General features: G+C 72.3%; 16 protein-coding genes, 1 tRNA gene and 1 pseudogene. 9 read left to right on the forward strand and 9 right to left on the reverse strand.

Going from position 1 to position 16,146, the window contains the following annotated elements:
- Positions 1-86: 86 nt before the first annotated feature.
- Both ACFVYI_RS22745 and ACFVYI_RS22750 read right to left on the reverse strand, forming a co-directional pair.
- Positions 87-764 carry a response regulator gene (locus tag ACFVYI_RS22745; RefSeq protein ID WP_387888444.1) on the reverse strand — a complete coding sequence of 226 codons (678 nt, stop codon included), beginning with the start codon at positions 762-764 and terminating at the stop codon, positions 87-89.
- Positions 761-2,014 carry a sensor histidine kinase gene (locus tag ACFVYI_RS22750; protein WP_387888447.1) on the reverse strand — a complete coding sequence of 418 codons (1,254 nt, stop codon included), beginning with the start codon at positions 2,012-2,014 and terminating at the stop codon, positions 761-763. The genes ACFVYI_RS22745 and ACFVYI_RS22750 overlap by 4 nt, the downstream gene beginning before the upstream one ends.
- Positions 2,015-2,146: 132 nt before the next feature.
- On the opposite strand from ACFVYI_RS22750, the gene ACFVYI_RS22755 reads away from it, so the two are divergent.
- From ACFVYI_RS22755 to ACFVYI_RS22765, 3 genes are all read left to right on the forward strand, one after another.
- Positions 2,147-3,064 (forward strand): ATP-binding cassette domain-containing protein, encoded by a 918-nt coding sequence (locus ACFVYI_RS22755; protein WP_387888450.1) that lies wholly within the window; start codon positions 2,147-2,149, stop codon positions 3,062-3,064.
- A complete protein-coding gene (locus tag ACFVYI_RS22760) occupies positions 3,064-3,888 on the forward strand; it encodes an ABC transporter permease (RefSeq protein ID WP_387888452.1) in 825 nt (274 codons plus the stop codon). Before ACFVYI_RS22755 ends, ACFVYI_RS22760 begins: the two co-directional genes overlap by 1 nt.
- A gap of 197 nt (positions 3,889-4,085) precedes the next feature.
- The gene (locus tag ACFVYI_RS22765; protein WP_387888453.1) at positions 4,086-4,586 is read left to right on the forward strand and encodes a cupin domain-containing protein; all 501 of its coding nucleotides are present in this window, start codon (positions 4,086-4,088) and stop codon (positions 4,584-4,586) included.
- A gap of 181 nt (positions 4,587-4,767) precedes the next feature.
- Here ACFVYI_RS22765 and ACFVYI_RS22770 read toward each other — a convergent pair whose 3' ends face one another.
- Entirely contained in the window at positions 4,768-5,247 is a 480-nt protein-coding gene (locus ACFVYI_RS22770; RefSeq protein WP_387888455.1) for an ATP-binding protein, read from the reverse strand.
- A gap of 254 nt (positions 5,248-5,501) precedes the next feature.
- Here ACFVYI_RS22770 and ACFVYI_RS22775 point away from each other — a divergent pair.
- The 4 genes and pseudogenes from ACFVYI_RS22775 to ACFVYI_RS22790 all read left to right on the forward strand — a co-directional run bounded on the left by ACFVYI_RS22775 (position 5,502) and on the right by ACFVYI_RS22790 (position 8,099).
- Positions 5,502-6,367 (forward strand): annotated as a pseudogene (locus tag ACFVYI_RS22775) (helix-turn-helix transcriptional regulator).
- Complete coding sequence (locus ACFVYI_RS22780; RefSeq protein WP_387888529.1) at positions 6,285-6,461, forward strand: DUF397 domain-containing protein; 177 nt, start codon at positions 6,285-6,287, stop codon at positions 6,459-6,461. The pseudogene ACFVYI_RS22775 and the gene ACFVYI_RS22780 overlap by 83 nt, the downstream one beginning before the upstream one ends.
- A 154-nt stretch (positions 6,462-6,615) precedes the next feature.
- Positions 6,616-7,944 (forward strand): hypothetical protein, encoded by a 1,329-nt coding sequence (locus ACFVYI_RS22785; RefSeq protein WP_387888457.1) that lies wholly within the window; start codon positions 6,616-6,618, stop codon positions 7,942-7,944.
- A gap of 71 nt (positions 7,945-8,015) precedes the next feature.
- A tRNA-Leu gene (locus tag ACFVYI_RS22790) sits at positions 8,016-8,099 on the forward strand.
- A 287-nt stretch (positions 8,100-8,386) separates the two neighbouring features.
- Here the strand turns inward: ACFVYI_RS22790 and ACFVYI_RS22795 are convergent.
- Positions 8,387-9,433 (reverse strand): SGNH/GDSL hydrolase family protein, encoded by a 1,047-nt coding sequence (locus ACFVYI_RS22795; protein ID WP_387888459.1) that lies wholly within the window; start codon positions 9,431-9,433, stop codon positions 8,387-8,389.
- A gap of 344 nt (positions 9,434-9,777) precedes the next feature.
- On the opposite strand from ACFVYI_RS22795, the gene ACFVYI_RS22800 reads away from it, so the two are divergent.
- Entirely contained in the window at positions 9,778-10,182 is a 405-nt protein-coding gene (locus tag ACFVYI_RS22800; RefSeq protein ID WP_387888462.1) for a hypothetical protein, read from the forward strand.
- 142 nt (positions 10,183-10,324) lie between these two features.
- Here ACFVYI_RS22800 and ACFVYI_RS22805 read toward each other — a convergent pair whose 3' ends face one another.
- Positions 10,325-10,651 carry a nuclear transport factor 2 family protein gene (locus tag ACFVYI_RS22805; protein WP_387888465.1) on the reverse strand — a complete coding sequence of 109 codons (327 nt, stop codon included), beginning with the start codon at positions 10,649-10,651 and terminating at the stop codon, positions 10,325-10,327.
- 32 nt (positions 10,652-10,683) lie between these two features.
- Complete coding sequence (locus tag ACFVYI_RS22810) at positions 10,684-11,868, reverse strand: M20 family metallopeptidase (RefSeq protein WP_387888467.1); 1,185 nt, start codon at positions 11,866-11,868, stop codon at positions 10,684-10,686.
- 150 nt (positions 11,869-12,018) lie between these two features.
- Here ACFVYI_RS22810 and ACFVYI_RS22815 point away from each other — a divergent pair, with 150 nt between their 5' ends.
- Positions 12,019-13,065, forward strand: coding sequence for an Lrp/AsnC family transcriptional regulator (locus tag ACFVYI_RS22815; RefSeq protein ID WP_387888469.1), 1,047 nt, complete (start codon positions 12,019-12,021; stop codon positions 13,063-13,065).
- A 32-nt stretch (positions 13,066-13,097) separates the two neighbouring features.
- On the opposite strand, the gene ACFVYI_RS22820 is transcribed toward ACFVYI_RS22815, so the two are convergent.
- The 3 genes from ACFVYI_RS22820 to ACFVYI_RS22830 all read right to left on the reverse strand — a co-directional run bounded on the left by ACFVYI_RS22820 (position 13,098) and on the right by ACFVYI_RS22830 (position 15,995).
- On the reverse strand, positions 13,098-14,453 hold the full coding sequence (locus ACFVYI_RS22820) for a bifunctional folylpolyglutamate synthase/dihydrofolate synthase (protein WP_387888470.1): 1,356 nt from the start codon (positions 14,451-14,453) through the stop codon (positions 13,098-13,100).
- A gap of 74 nt (positions 14,454-14,527) precedes the next feature.
- Positions 14,528-15,451 (reverse strand): RNA polymerase sigma-70 factor, encoded by a 924-nt coding sequence (locus tag ACFVYI_RS22825; RefSeq protein WP_387888472.1) that lies wholly within the window; start codon positions 15,449-15,451, stop codon positions 14,528-14,530.
- A 67-nt stretch (positions 15,452-15,518) separates the two neighbouring features.
- Entirely contained in the window at positions 15,519-15,995 is a 477-nt protein-coding gene (locus tag ACFVYI_RS22830) for a carboxymuconolactone decarboxylase family protein (protein WP_387888474.1), read from the reverse strand.
- Positions 15,996-16,146: the final 151 nt, after the last annotated feature.

Below are 16,146 nucleotides of genomic sequence, written 5' to 3' on the forward strand. Positions count from 1 at the left end.
GCCCGTTGCCCGGGTGGACCCCCGCCGGGATCGGGCCGGGGCGCCGACTTCCGCCCGGTCCCCGCTCCCGGCACCGGGAAGCTGCCTCAGCGGGGCGGCGTGACGAGCCCCGCCTCGTAGGCGGTGATCACCAGCTGGACCCGGTCCCGGGCGCCCAGCTTGGCGAACAGCCGCGACACGTGCGACTTGGCGGTGGCCACCGTGATGAAGAGGTCCTCCGCGATCTCGGCGTTCGACCGGCCGCGCCCGACCAGGGTCAGGACCTCCCGCTCCCGCTCGGTGATGCCCTCGATCGGCCGGGGTGAGTCCGCCGGGGCGGCCGGGGGCCCGGCGGCCCCCGGCCGTCCGACGAAGTCCGCGATCAGACGGCGCGTCACCCCCGGCGCGATGAGCGCGTCGCCGGCGGCGACCACGCGGACCGCCGCGAGGATGTCGTCCAGCGCCATGTCCTTGACCACGAAGCCGCTGGCACCGGCCCGGAGCGCGTCGTAGACGTGGTCGTCCTCGTCGAAGGTGGTCAGGACGAGGACGCGGGCCGTCGCCGGACCGGCCGTGATCAGGCGGGTGGCCTCGATCCCGTCCATGCCGGGCATCCGGATGTCCATCACCACGACGTCGGGGCTCACCTCACCGACCAGTCGGACGGCCTCGGCCCCGTCGGCGGCCTCACCGACGACCGTCAGGTCGGGCTCGTCGGCCATGATCACGCGCAGACCGGACCGCACCAGCGGCTGGTCGTCGACGAGCAGCACGCGGACGGTCATCGGGCCGCCGCCGGAACCGCGACGGGAGCGGGCAGCGGTACCCGCGCCGCCACCCGGAAGCCGCCCTCGGGGCGCGTCCCGGCGCTCAGGTGACCGTGCAGCAGGCCGACCCGCTCCCGCATGCCCACCAGCCCGAAGCCGTGGTCCGAGCCGCTCGCGGCGGCCCCCCGCCCGTCGTCGACGATCTCCACCGACAGTTCCCCGTCCCCGTAGTCGATGGACACCCGGCAGCGCCCGGTGCCCGCGTGGCGGACCACGTTGGTCAGCGCCTCCTGGACGATACGGTAGGCGGACAGATCGATGTCGGCCGGCAGCGGACGCCGCTCCCCACTGACGTGCAGGTCGACGTGGACCCCCGCGTCCGCCGTCGCCGCCGCCAGCCGTTCGATGTCCGCCAGGCCCGGCGTGGGCGTGCGCGACGGCTGCGCCGAGTCCGCCGCGCCCGAGTCCGCCTGACGCAGCGCCACCAGCGTGCGCCGCAGGCCCGACAGGGTCTCCCGGCTGGTGGTCTCGATCGCGCGCAGCGCCTCCCGGGCCTCGGCGGGCTGGGTCTCGATCACCCGGCTCCCCACCCCGGCCTGGATGGCGATGATGCCGATGCTGTGCGCGACCATGTCGTGCAACTCGCGTGCGATCCGCAGTCGTTCGGCGGTCACCGCCTCGGCGACCTCCTGCGAGCGCAGCGCCACCGCGTGCTCGCGGCGCTCGCGGCTCAGCAGACCGACCATGCAGGAGGCGGCGATCGCCAGGACGGCGATCACGGCGTTGACGGTCAGGCCGTCCCCGTGCGCGAAGCCGCCGACCATCAGGAGCTGGGCGACGACGGACACGGCGACGGCGACGATCGACGTCCGCCGGGCGGCGGTGGCGACGATGAAGCCCAGGAGGGCGTCCATCGCCAGGAAGGACAGGAACTGGCTCTGGTAGGACGCCGACAGGGGCGACCCGAGGGTGCCCGGTGTGCCGACCACCACGAGGGCGGAGCCGAGGTGAGCCGTCACCAGGGTCAGCAGCGGCCACCGTCGGAGCAGGCCGACGAGCAGGCTCACCGACAGCATGGCCCCGATGCCGTGGACGGTGCCCGAGGCCCGCGGCGCACCCCCCACCAGCAGACCGATCGCGAGGAAGTACAGCACCGCCCCGGCCCAGGCCGTGACCTTCGTTCCCGGCAGGGGCGGCCTGCCCGTTCGCGAGGGCGGGTGCGGGGTGAAACCCGCAGGTGGCGGGGCGGTGGTCGCTGTGGTGTCCATGCCGCGAGGGTAGCCAGCCGCCGCCCACCGGGCATCGGACCGGGGATGTACGCCCCCGGGTTGATCATGGCGCGCGATTTGCCGCCCACGGCCCGATGTCCGGACAGGGGGAGTCCCGGCAGGGTTGCCGTTGTGATCGAAGTCAACGAACTCACCAAGCGCTACGGCGGCAAGACGGCCGTCGACCACCTGTCCTTCACCGTGCGGCCGGGCCAGGTCACCGGATTCCTCGGCCCCAACGGCGCCGGCAAGTCCACCACCCTGCGGATGATCCTCGGCCTGGACACGCCCACCGCGGGCACCGCCACCGTCGGCGGCGTCCCCTTCCACCGCCACCCGCGCGGACTGCGGCACGTCGGCGCCCTCCTCGACGCCGGACAGGTCCACGGCGGACGCAGCGCGGCGGCCCACCTGTCCGCCCTGGCGCGCAGCAACGGCATCCCGCTGCGCCGGGTCGACGAGGTGCTCCAGGAGGTGGGGCTGGCCGAGGTGGCGAAGCGCCGCATCGGCGGATTCTCCCTCGGCATGAAGCAGCGGCTGGGCATCGCCACCGCGCTGCTCGGCGACCCGCCCGTGCTCATGTTCGACGAGCCGATCAACGGCATGGACCCGGAGGGCGTGCTCTGGGTGCGCCGGCTCTTCCGGCGGCTGGCCGCCGAGGGGCGCACGGTCTTCCTCTCCAGCCATCTGATGTCGGAGATGGAGAACACCGCCGACCAGTTGGTCGTGATCGGACGGGGCCGCCTGATCGCCGCCGAGTCGGTGCGGGACTTCGCGGCCCGTGGCACCCGCGGCAGCGTGGTGGTCGGGACTGCGCAGGCCGCCGAGCTGGCGGCCGTGCTGACCGTGGCGGGCGCCGCGGTCGAGCCGGAGGGCTCGGCGGGGGCCGAGAGGCTCACCGTGACCGGCCTCCCGGCGGACCGGATCGGCGCGCTCGCCTTCGAGAACGGCATCCGGCTGGACGAACTGACCACCCGTACCGCCTCGCTGGAGGCGGCCTTCATGGAACTCACCGCCGACAGCACCGAATACCTGGCAGGACAGTCCTGATGACGATGCTCGCCTCCACCCCCCGGACCATCCCCGCTGCCGTGCCGGCCGCCCGCTTCGGCGACCTGGCCGCCGCCGAGTGGATCAAGATCCGGTCCCTGCGGTCCACCCCGTGGGTGATCGGACTCACCGTCCTGTTCGTCATCGGGTCCGCCGCCGCGGCCACTTTGGCGGACAAGGACACCGGATCCGGCCCCGCCGACTTCCTGGCCTACGACGCCTACCCGCCGGCCGGCTACTGGACGTTGATCCTCGTCGCCGCCACCATGGGCGCCCTCACCGTCGTGAGCGAGTACAGCAGCGGGCTGATCCGCACCACCACGGCGGCCGTCCCGGCCCGCGGCTCGGTCGTGCTGGCCAAGGCGGCCGTCACCGCCGCGCTGTGGAGCGCGGTCGGCACGGTCGCCTCCCTCGGCTCCTTCCTGGTCTCCCAGGCCGTCCTGGACGGGCGCCACGCCGGCGTTCCGATCACCCACCCCGGCGTGTTCCAGGCGCTGGTGGCGTCCGCGCTGCTGGCTCCGGTCTGCGCCGTGGTCGGTCTGGGCCTCGGCGTGCTGCTCCGGCACGCCGCCGGGACGGTGGTCACCAGCGTCTTCGTCCTGCTGATGCTGCCCACCATGTTCTCGGAGAGCAACCGCTGGTCGGCGGACGTCAAGCACGCGCTGGTGTCGGCCGCCTGGCACCGCCTGGTCCAGCCCTGGGAGCCGGACCCCGACTCCCTGGGCTACACCGCCACCGTCCCCGGCTGCTGGCTCGTGTACGTGCTGTGGCCGCTGGTCACCCTCGCCCTCGCGGTGGTCGTCGTGCGGCGCCGGGACGTGTGAACGGCTCGTCGGGGGCTCGTGCGTGACGGGCCCTACCGGGGCCCGGAGCCACCCGTGCGGGCCCGGCGCCGGCGGAGAAATTGACCCATGAATGTGTCACGGAAATGCACCATGTGACGGGTCTTTAGACGCCATAGAGTCGTAGACACAAGGCCACGGCGAGAGACCGGGGCCGGATCGAACAGGGAGTCACCACGATGAACAGCGCCGCACTGAAGCCGGTTCTGACCCGCGCCGCCGCCGCCGAGACCACCAGCGACCCGAGCAGCGTGATGACCCTGCTCGCCGACTGCGGCACCGACGGCAGCCCGATCACCAGCTACCGCTCGTCCTTCGCCAAGGGCGCCGTCGGCGCCCCGGCCCACTTCCACACCCGGGCCTCGGAGCTGTTCTTCGTCATAGGCGGCGAGCTCCAGGTGCTGGTCGAGGACAAGGTCGAGATCCTCGGCGCGGGCGACTTCCTGCTCGTCCCGCCGCACACCCCGCACGCCTTCGCCGCCGCGCCCGGCTCCGAGGCCGACGTGCTCTTCGTGTTCACGCCCGGCATGCCCCGTTTCGACTACCTGCGCCTGCTCGGCCGGGTGATGCGCGGCGAGGCCAGCCCGCAGGAGATCAAGGACTCCTCCGAGCAGTACGACAACCACTACGTCGACAGCCCGCTCTGGCGCGCCACCCTCGAAGCCGCAGCCGGCAAGTGACCGGCGGAGCAACCGGGGGCCGATGACGGCGAACGGGGTGGCAGCCCTCAGCGCCGCCACCCCGCCCGGGACTCGCGCCGCATGGGTCATCGGTACGTACGTGCCGATGAGTTGAGCCAAACCCCACGTTGGGGGGAAACCGTTGTGGAGCGATGGGCGAATGCGCCGGTCGGCGCCACCGTCAGACCGTGACGACATCCCGCGCCCGCCCGAAGGCGAGCGCGGTGGGCCCGGGGGCGGGAGCGACCAGCGCCCAGACGAACTTGCCGATGCCGCCGGCACGCGGGCAGCAACCCCATTGATCAGCAAGCTCGTTGACGAGGAAGAGGCCACGGCCGTGCTCGTCCTCGGCGGAGGAGACGCGGACGGCCGGCGGCCCGCCACCCGCGTCGTGCACCTCGATCCGCAGCCGGTCGCAGACCCGTGCGAACCGCACCTCGATCACCCGGTCCGGCGGCGCGTCACTGTGCCGGACGGCGTTGGCGAACAGCTCCCCGAGCAGCAACTCACCGACGTCCGCGTACCGTTCGCCGTGTGGCATGCCGGCGAGATAGGCCCGCAGCATCTGCCGTGCCAGGGGGGTGCATTCGGGCCGGGAGTCCAGCCGTGCCGCGACTTCACGCGACGGGCGCGGACCGAGGGCGACACAGTTCTTGGGCATGGCGGGGCTACCTCCGGGAGGGGTGGGGGAGTGGAAGCGGCTCGCGACCGGGGCGCACAGTCTCACGCTGCGCGAGCAGAGCATCGCGTTCCGCTCTCGATCATCGCGGCGCGGAGATACGGTGACGGCCGATTCCGAGTACCGGTCATGTCCGGCACGTGAGGGGAGACGGCATGTCACACCGGAGGGCGAAGCAGGGACCGACGGCGAGTTCGGCTGTGATGTTCGGAGAGGAACTGCGCTTCTACCGAGAGATGCTCGACTACACGCAGGAGGAGTTGGGAAAGCTCCTGCACTGCAATCGCACCAACATCACCCGATACGAGAGTGGCAAGCGGCGCATGCCGGGCGAATCGGTGGAGGACGCGGACCGGGTGCTGAAGACCGGCGGCCTGCTCAAGCGGCTGTGGGATCGCGTGGACTGGGAGGCCGAAGTCGAGCACCCGGACTGGTTTCGGGATCATGCCGACATGGAGGCCGAGGCGGTTGCGGTCAGGGTGGTCCAACGCGCCGTAATTCATGGATTGCTGCAGTGCCCGGAGTATGCCCGCGCGGTCTTCGAGGTCAGTGATGCTGCGGGAAGGCCGGATCTGATTGCCGAGCGGACTGCGCGCGACTCGGCAGGCAGAAGCGCTTCCTTGATCCGGAGGGGCCTCTGCTGCTCGTCATCCTCGACGAGAGTGCCATCCGCACGGTCTTCGGCGGCCCTAGCGTGATGAGGCGTCAGATGGAGCACCTTCTGGCGGTGTCCGGACTTTCCAACGTCATCATCCAGGTCGCGCCATTCGCCCACCGCTCGGCGGTCATCGACAAGTCCATGGTGTTGCTGGAGATGCCTGATGGGCAGAACTGGGTCTACTCGGAGAGCTTGGACCGAGGGCACCCCAGTGATGTAGCGGCGATCGTGTCCGGGCATCGGCGAAGCTATGATCGCTTGCGCGGGGACGTTCTCCCGGTGAACGCCTCGCGCGCGCTGATCGCTGATGCGCTGGAGGGGTTCAGGGATGACGAGGAACGAGCTCGACGCGGCCGGCTGGCTGAAGAGCAGTCACAGCGGCGGCAACGGCGGCGACTGCGTCGAGGTGGCCCCCGGATTCCCCGGCCTCGTGCCGGTGCGTGACTCGAAGGATCCCGAGGGTCCGGCCCTGGTCTTCCCCGCCTCCGCTTGGCGGTCCTTCGTCGCCGCCGTCCGGGCCGGCGACTTCCCGGCCTGACGCCCGACGGGTCCGCCAAGTCCGGTCATCCGCCGATCCCGGCCGAACAGTTTCGATCACTCTGCGTGTTTCGCTGGTGCACTACGTAACCGAACGGTTACGGTCACCGACTGTGCGCACATGATCCCTGTTCGACTAGACCGAGGCGGTAGTCATGGCACAGGAACCCCGGATCGACGTAGCGCTGACCCTCAAGGAGGGCCAGGCGGAGCCCAGTTCGGCGGAGAAGGCGGAGCTCGCCGCCACGCTGTCGCCCGATGTGTGGTTCACCTCCGCGCTGGAGCGCGCGGGTGGCGGCGGGCGGCAGGCCGATGTGGTCTGGGAGCTGACCGGCGCCGAGTACAAGGGTCAGATCGCGACGGGCAAGGCGGCCGTCTACTACGCCAACCCGAAGCTCGGCCTGCGGCGGCCCTTCATCTTCGCGGACGGCTTCAGTTACGGCCCGAGCAACCTCCCCGGGCTGTTCGCCTACTTCAACGCGCCCTACGGCGACAAGTCCGGGCTCTTCGACCAGCTGCTCGGCCAGGGCTTCGACATCGTGCTGGTCGGCTTCGAGGAGCGGCACACCCACATCCAGGCCAACGCCGAGGTCGCGATCGCCGCGATCTTCCGGGCGATCGAGGAGCGGGTGGGCGAGGAGCGGCTGACCGTCGGCGGGGTGAGCATGGGCGGGATCATCACCCGCTTCGCGCTCGCCAAGCTGGAGACCATGAAGATGGACCACCAGACGGAGGCGTACCTCTCCTACGACTCGCCCCACAACGGCGCGTGGATCCCGCTCGTCCTCCAGCAGATGGCCTACTTCTTCGAGGACTTCACCCCTGCCGGGCCCGACGGGGCCAAGCAGGCCGACCTGATCCGCAGCCCTGCCGCGCAGCAGCTGCTCTGGGCCTGGGTGGAGAACTCCAAGTACTCGGGGCCGGTGGCCACCTCCAGCCCGCTGCGCAAGGAGTTCCTGGCGGACCTCCAGCGCTTCGGCAACTTCCCGGTGATCCCGCGCAAGCTCGGTGTCTCCAACGGTCGGCGCGACGGCGTCGGCCGGCCGCTGCCGGCGGGCGAGGTCGCCTTCGACTGGCAGGCCCTGATCGCCAGCGCCACGGCGCGCTTCCAGCCGGAGAGGGGCGAGCAGCAGAAGATCGGCGGCATGCACCTCGGCCTCGCGGTGCGCCGCAGCTCGACCACCGAGGTCCCGGCGCTGGACGGGGCGCCCGGCGGCACCCTGGACTCCTTCGGCAAGGTCGCGGACGCGCTGAAGGCGAAGATCACCGAGGACTACCGCAGCGGCGCCTTCGTGCCGTCGGTGAGTGCGGTGGCGCTGGACTTCGACCCGGTGAAGTGGGACGTCAACGTGAACCTCTCCATCACCGACGCCGACCTTGAGCGCGGCCACCTGGACGCGGTCGAGTTCGACGACGACAACACCGAGCACAGCCACGTCTCCGGCAAGCTGATCGACTGGATCGTCGGGCACATCGCCCGCTGACCTCGGCCGCTCTGCCGAACTGGTTCGGAGCACCCGCGCGGATGGGCTACGATTTACCTCATCACCCAGATGCGCGGGTGGCGGAATAGGCAGACGCGCTGGATTCAGGTTCCAGTGCCCGAAAGGGCGTGGGGGTTCAACTCCCCCCTCGCGCACAGAGAACGGCCGGTCGGATCTTCGGATCCGACCGGCCGTTTTGTTGTCCGCGCCGATGTGGATGATTCCGCCCGGAGGGTGCGCGCCCGGCCCGGGGAGGTTCGGCCGCGGATCGGCCCGAACTCCCGGCAGGAGTACCGGATTCGGTCCCTCGATGGCGCGAATCGGAGGCCTCGGGCGCGTTGGACGACTTCCACGAGCGGTTCGACGTGCCCGACGGTGAGGGCGAGGGTGAGGAGATCATCTCGCCCGGCTCGTTCTGACCGGGGGACGGGTCGGGAGGCCGTCAGCGTTCGAGGAGGGCGTCGCGGACGGCGCGTTCCACCAGGGGAGCGGCGTTGGCGTGTTCCCTGGCGTTGGGGTGGAGGAGTGTGGCGCGTTTGCCGATGGCGGCGCAGTCGAACGGCAGGCCGCCGGGCACCGTGGTCGGCCAGAAGGGCTCGGCGTCGCCGCAGATGCCCTCGATCCACTGGGTCTCCTCGGGTGCGCACACGTCATGGCCCACGCTGGAGGTGTAGAGGTCGACGTACCTGTCGCCGCGCTTCGCCGTCTCCGTTCGAATGATCGTATTCATGACCTTCAGCGCGTCCTCGCGCAACCAGTCGATGTCGGCGGGGCTGATCGGGCCGAGCTGCGTGGGGCCGCCGCCGCAGGCGCTGCCCCGCTCCGGCAGGATGGCCGGGTAGCCGACCGTGATGACCCTGGCGTGCGGTGCGGCGTGGTGGATCGCGCCGAGCATCCGGCCGTACTCGTCGCGGATCCTGGCGAGTTTCGCGTCGAGGCCCTCCACACCCTCCGGTGGATTCCTGTAGTACGCCGCGCAGGAGATGTGGGCGAGGGTGAGGTCCAGACATTCGCCGAAGGGCAGGCTGATCGCGCCGATGCCGACGGTGACGACATCGGTGCGGTCGCCGAGTCGGGCCCGCCGGATCTGCGGATCCACCGTGGGCCACCCGGCGGGATCCCCGGCAGGTGGCTGCACCGGGCTGGTCGGCTGCTGCCTCTCGCGGGTGATGTTGCCGATGGCGGCGTTGTCGCAGCTGACGTCGGTCAGGTTCACGGGCCTGTCCGGCGGGCGGGCGGCGAGCGCCCGCCCTACGAGGTCGGGGTAGGAGTGGGCGGTCCGATCACACCCGTCCCGTGACGCGCTGCCCAGTGCGGGCCGCGGGTCCCCGATGAAGAGGCCGGCGGTGTAGGAGTCGCCCAGGGCGGCCCACTCGTAGCGATCCCTGCTGCCCTCGGCCGCGACCGAGGGCAGCAGCAGGGTCACCGCCAGCACGGACAGTCCCACCATCGGCAGGCGGGCGCGCAGTCGGGTCGCGGGGTGTCGCACGGTTCCTCCGTGGCATGGGGCGAAGTCGGGCCGGGGCACGGCTCCGGACGGCACGCGGTGCGCACGAGAAACGTTCCGCATGCGTAGCACCCATCCCCGCACGGCCTGGCCGCTCCCGCCGCTCGGGCCGACCAATCGGATTCCTCGCTGTGCGCCTGTTGGGATGGTTCGTATGCCTGTGCGGCCTGCCGCGGGGCGGAGCAGGTGGGCATCGGTGGGCCGGTGGGCGATGACCGTTGTACGCGGCCCGGGCCGGGCCGGTATCTTCGCGCCGGGCGCGGATCCTGCGGGCATGGGTCCCGTGTGTCCGGATCCCCCCGTGCCCGCATCCCGAACGGAGCTTTGTGAACGACCCGACGAGCATTGCCGCTGTCAGCCTGATCTTCACTGTGATCTCGATCGTCGTACCGCTGGCGGGGGCCGTCGTGGCCGCCACGTTCATCCGCCGCAGGGGTCGCAACGCCCGCCTGGCGATGGCCGGTTGCCTGGTCGCGGCGCTGGGGCCGCTGGTCCTGAGCCTCGTCGTGGCCGTGGCCTCGGACGCCCTCTACCGTGACTTCGGGGTCGCCGCGACGGTAGGCGCGCAGTTGATGGTCGGTGCGACGTTCTCCCTGACCGGGCTCGGTCTGGTGCTGGCCGGGGCACTCGCGGCGCCGGTGGCGTCGATGCCGCCGGTGTCGCCGCTGGCGGCAGGTGAGGGTGAGCCCGCCTTCATGCCGCCGGTCGCGGGTGCCGCCACCACGGCCTGACCGGGCCGCCCCGGCCGCCCGACTCGGACGAAGCCGACCGCCGGCAGCGGATTCCGGCGGTTGACCGCACCCGGTCGTCGGACCACGTGAGGCCGGTCGGGCGTGCTTAGGCCCCCTCGCCCGCCGGTACGGGCCGGGCCGCTCAGCCGAGGAAGTCGACGCGGTCGATGAGGCCTTCGCGCACCCGGTAGGCCACCAGGACGCGGACCGGCTCCTCGGCCAGGCCGTGGGCGACCTCGTGGTCGACCACCCAGTCGCCTTCGGTGAGCCGCCCCACGATCTCCGCCCGGCAGCGGCCCTCGGCGAACTGGCCGGCGTACCGGTCACGCAGCGCCTGCCGGCCCTGCAGCCGGCTGCCGTCGGCCCGGTGGACCGTGACGTCCTCGGCGTAGGTGGCGACGAAGGCGTCGATGTCGTGGCTGTTGTAGGCGGCGAGCTGCTGCTCGACCACGTCGCGCGGTTCGGTCATGTGCTTGATCGTTCCTTCTTCGGCGTACGGGTTCAGGCGGCGAGGCGGCGGGTGGCGAGTTCGGCGTAGAGCGCGGCTCCGTCGGGGAGCACCGCGTCGTCGAACTCCGCGTAGGGCGAGTGGTTGAGCGGCAGGTCGTCGGGGTCGCTTCCCTTCGGGGCGGCGCCGAGCCACGCGAACGACCCCGGAACGGCGTCGAGTACCCGGGAGAAGTCCTCGGCCCCGGTCATCGGGTTCGCCATCGTCAGGAAGCGCTCCTCGCCGAAGACCTCCCGGACGGTGTCCGCCAGGAAGTCGGTCTCGGCCCCGTCGGTCACGGTCACCGGGTACCCGGGAAGGTACTCGATCTCCGCCCGCAGGTCGTGGGCGGCCGCGACGGCCCGGACCAGCTCCGCCACAGTGTCGGCGACCTTGGACCGCGCCTCGGCGGAGAAGGTGCGCACGGTCGCCTCGAAGTGGGCGGTCTCGGGGATGATGTTGCGCTGGGTGCCGGCCTGGAGGAGCCCGACGGTGATCACCACCGGATCGAACACGTCGAAGCGCCGGGTCACCATGGTCTGGAGGGCGGTGACCATCTCGCAGGCCGCCGGGATGGGGTCCTTGGCCCGGTGCGGTGCCGAGCCGTGGCCGCCCGCACCGTGGACGGTGACGTTCAGCGAGTCGGAGGCGGCGAGGATCGGCCCGCGCCGGGAGCTGAACTCCCCGTGCGGCATGGCCGACGCCACGTGCAGGGCGTAGGCGGCGACCGGGCGCGTGCCCGCCGCGTCCAGCACGCCCTCGGCGAGCATGGCTCCGGCGCCGTCATGGCCCTCCTCGCCGGGCTGGAACATGAAGACCACGTCGCCCTGGAGCTGCTCGCGCCGTGCGGCCAGCAGGTGTGCGGCGCCCGCGAGCATCGTGGTGTGCAGATCGTGTCCGCAGGCGTGCATGGCGCCGTTGTCGGCGGCGAACGGCAGCGGGGCCTTCTCGGTGACCGGCAGACCGTCCATGTCGGCGCGCAGCAGCACCGCCGGCCCCGGTCGCCCACCGCGCAGCACCGCGGTGACCGAACTCAGCGCGGAGCCCTGGCTCACCTCCAGCGGCAGGCCGTCGAGGGCCCGCAGTACCCGCTCCTGGGTGCGCGGGAGGTCCAGGCCCAGCTCGGGGAACCGGTGAAGGTCGTGGCGCAGCCGGACCAGGTCCGGGGCCAGCCCGAGAGCATCGTCGTGCAGGGACACGGGTACCTCCGTCGAATCCGCTTGTGGCGGGAAGTTGTGCCGAGCGATCTTGTTCCGTGATTCTGGTTCTCGCAGCGGGAGTTTCCCGCGATTTCGCAGGATCACGCCCCGGGGAGGCCCTTCGATGAACGAATCCACCGGCGATCGCCGGTGACCGGCGCCGATGTGACGGTGGACGAGCTGGACCTCGCCCTGGTGAACGCGCTGCAGCTGCGGCCCCGGGCACCCTGGTCGCTGCTCGGCCAGACCCTCGGGATCAGCCCGGTCACCGCGGCCCGCCGCTGGCGACGGCTCTCCGAGGCCGGGATCGCCTGGGTGACCGCCTACGGCCTGCCGCACCCCGAGGACCGCGGCTGCGTCGCCTACCTCGACCTCGACTGCGCTCCCGACCGGCTCCGGCAGATCGCCGACGACCTGGCCGAGGACCCGCACGTGATGAGCATCGACCACCTCTCCCAGGGCTGCGACCTCGTCGTCGCCGCGGCCTTCACCGACCTGGCGACGGTCTCCCGGTACACCGCCGAACGGCTCGGCCGGCTCCCCGGGGTCAACGCCGTCCGCGTCCACCTGGCGACCGGCTTCTACGCCGAGGGGATCCGCTGGCGACTGGACTCCCTGGACCCCGCCCAGCGCGTGGAGCTGCACGACGATCACCCGGCGGGCACCGGGACACCGTCCGGAGTGCGAGCCGAAGTCCGCGAAGAAGACCGGGAGTTGCTGATCAGGCTGGGCGTCGACGGCCGCCTCGACCAGGCCGGGCTGGCCGCCGCCACCGGGCTCAGCCCGTCCACGCTGCGCCGCCGCCTCGACCGGCTGGCCGCCTCCGACGCGATCCGCTTCCGCTGTGAGATCGCCGCCCGCGACGCCGGCCGGCCGGTCCTGGCGACCTTCCGGGCCGACCTCCCCCCGGACCGGCTCGACGAGGTCGGCCCCCAGCTCGCCAGGCTCCCCGAAGTCCGGCTGTGCGTGTCCGTCACCGGTACGCACAACCTCGTCCTCTCCGTCTGGCAGCGCTCCCTCGCCGACGTCCAGCGCTTGGAAGCCGCTCTCGCCCGCAGGTTCCCCGACCTGCGGGTGGCCGAGCGCCGGGTGTCGCTGCGCACCGTGAAACGGATGGGCCGGATCCTCGACGCGGACGGACGCGCGGTCCGCGCCGTTCCGATGGACATCTGGCGGGACCCGGTCCCGGCCTCCTGACTGTCGTTCAGGGGTCGGGCCGTCCTGTCGCGTCAGCCGGGTGGCAGGGCGAGCTCGGTACGGGCCTCCCCGACCAGGCGGAGCGAGCCGATGACGACGATCAGGCCGCCGGGCCCGGCCAGCTCGCCGGCCCGGTGCAGCGCCGAGCGGGTGTCCTCGGCGGTCAGGCACGGGCCCCGGCCGGCCGGGGCGAGGTGGCTGCGCATGGTGGCGGGGTCGGCGCACTCGTGGGAGCCGGTGCGGGTGAGGACCAGCGGCCAGTGGGACGGCAGCGGGGCCAGCATGCCGCGGACGTCCTTCTGCTCGAAGGCGGAGAAGACCAGGACGGGCGGCCGCCCGGGGCGGCCGTCGGCCTCGGCGTGGCGCACGATCTCCGGGGCGACGGTGGCGACGCCCTGGGGGTTGGTGGCGCCGTCGAGGAGGACGCGGCCGGCCCAGTCGTCCAGCCGGGCGTCGGCGACGAGTTCGAGACGGCCGGGCCAGCGCGTCGCGGCCAGTCGGGTGCGGAGCCGTTCGCCCTCCGGCGCGCGGATGTGGCCGCGTTCGACCATGGCGTCCATCGCGGCGACGGCGACGGCGAGGTTGTGGTGCTGGTGGGCCCCGGGCAGCGGGCAGGGCAGGTCGCGGTGCACCGCGCGGGGAGTGGTGACGTCGACCAGCGTTGCCGGACCGCGGCCGTCCGAGCCGGCGGCGGTGCGGGCGGTGTAGCGGACCTCGCGGTCCATGCGCCACACGGACACCCCGGTCCGCTCGCCGAGGACCTGGCCCGCGGCGGCGGCCGCCTCGGGGGCGAGCCGGCCCAGGACCACGTGGTCCCCGTCCCGCACGGCTTCGACCTTGGCCCGGGTGATCGCCGCCAGGGTGTCCCCGAGCAGCCCGACGTGGTCGAGTCCGATGCCGGTGACGACCTTCACGTCCATGCCGAGTTCCCTGGCCGCCGCCCTGCTCCCGCCGATGCTCGCCTCGGCCACCGCCAGGCGGACGCCCGCACGTCGGAAGTGCACGGCGGCGGTGGCCGCGTAGAGGCCCGTGGCCATGACGGGCAGGTCGTACCGCTCGGCGGCCCGGTACACCTCGGCGAACGCCGAGGCGTACTCGGCGCGGGTGACGGGGACCCCGTCGACCCGGATCCGCTCCCGGGGCTCCTGAAGGTGGGGGCTGGGCATGCTGCCCGCCCGCGCGCCGGTGGCGGACACCGCCGACACCGCGAACGCGCAGGTCGACCCCTTGCCGTTCGTCCCGACCACCAGCATCCCGCGCAGCCCGCGCTCGGGATGCCCCAGCGCCTCCAGCAGCCGGGGGAGGTTCGCCTGCCGTGCCTCCCGGAGCGGCCAGTCGACGTTCCCGTGCAGCTCGGCGAGGAGGTCGACGCAGTCCTGGTAGTCCATCCCACGATGATGCCCCAACTGGCCGTCGGATTCGGTGTGATGGAAGAACGTCGGCGCCGCTGCGGCTGTCGCGGCTACCGCGCGGGGCGGCGTGCCCGGCGGAGCTCGTGGTGGACGGCCCAGGCGTCCGCCACCAGGCCCATGTGCCCGAGCTTGTCGGGGTTGAGCACCAGGCGGATCGCCTGGACCTGCCCGTCGAGCACGTCGAGCGCCATGGCCTGGAGCACCTTGCCGTCCCGGTCGCGGAAGATCGCGCCCGGCTGCCCGTTGACCTCGTGCGGCTCGAAGGTCACGTCGATCATGGCCAGTGCGGGGAAGACGGCGGCGAGCAGCCGGGACACGTTCCCGGCGCCCATGACCGCCCTGGCCAGCTGCGGGGTCTTGCCGCCGCCGTCGCCGACCATCGACACGTCGGCGGCGAGCAGTTCCTGCAGGCCGGCGACGTCGCCCTCGCGGAGGGCGTCGAAGAATCGCGCCGACAGCTTCTCCCGCTCCGTGCGGCCGGCCTCGAACCGCGGCCGCCCGGCCTCCATGTGCCGACGCGCCCGGACCAGCAGCTGCCGGCAGGCCGCCTCCGACCGCTCCACCGCCGCGGCCACCTCGTCGAACCCGTAGCCGAAGACCTCCCGCAGCACGAACACCGCCCGCTCCAGCGGGCTGAGCCGCTCCAGCAGCAGCAGGGCCGCCATCGAGACCGAGTCGGCCAGCTCCGCCGCCCGCGCCGGGTCCTGGTAGGGATCGTCCAGCAGCGGCTCGGGGAACCAGGGGCCCACGTACGCCTCCCGTCGCACCCGGGCGGAGCGCAGCACGTCGATCGAGATCCGCGTCACCGCGGCCGACAGGAACGCCTTGGTCGACGCGGGCCAGGTCGCCGAGCGGTCGAAGCGCAGCCAGGTCTCCTGCACCGCGTCCTCGGCCTCGCTCACACTGCCCAGAACGCGGTACGCGATCGAGAACAGCAGCGGTCGCAGCTCCTCGAACTCCTCGACCTTGCTCACGACGGATCCCCTTCCCCTGTGGTCCTCCCGCCCGGCCGTCCTCGCCGGTGCGGGTCGCTCCCCATGATCATCCGTGGAACTGGCCGACCTCGTAACTCCCGGCCGGCTGACGGGTGATGACATTGAGCCGGTTCGCCATGTTCATCAGGGAGATCAGGAGCGTCAGGGCGGCGAGCTGCTCCTCGTCGTAGTGCTCGGCGGCGCGCGCCCACACCTCGTCGCCGACCCCGCCGCCCGCGTCCGCGACCCGGGTGCCCTCCTCCGCCAGTTCCAGGGCGGCGCGTTCGGCTTCGGTGAAGACCGTGGCCTCCCGCCAGGCCGCCACCAGGTTGAGCCGCACCGAGGTCTCGCCGGCGGCGGCGGCCTCCTTGCCGTGCATGTCGATGCAGACGGCGCAGCCGTTGATCTGGCTCACGCGCAGGGACACCAGCTCCTGCGTCGCGGCCGGCAGCGGCGACTCCTTGATCACCCTGCCCACCGTCATGAGGTGCTTCATGGCCTTGCCGGCGGTCGGGTCGGTGAAGAAGTTCAGTCGCGCGTCCATGGGGTGCTCCTCCGGTGTCGTCGATGCCTGCACCCCCTGAGACGGGGTGGCCCGCCGCCCTGTGACACGGAGGAATATGACCTGCGTCTCCCGGCCGCCGGCTCGCGCGGGCCGGCGGCCGGGGGACGGGCCCGAGGGCTGGGTCTTTTAC

It is taken from the genome of Kitasatospora sp. NPDC058218 (assembly GCF_042882445.1).
In the GTDB taxonomy this organism is placed as follows: Bacteria; Actinomycetota; Actinomycetes; order Streptomycetales; family Streptomycetaceae; genus Kitasatospora.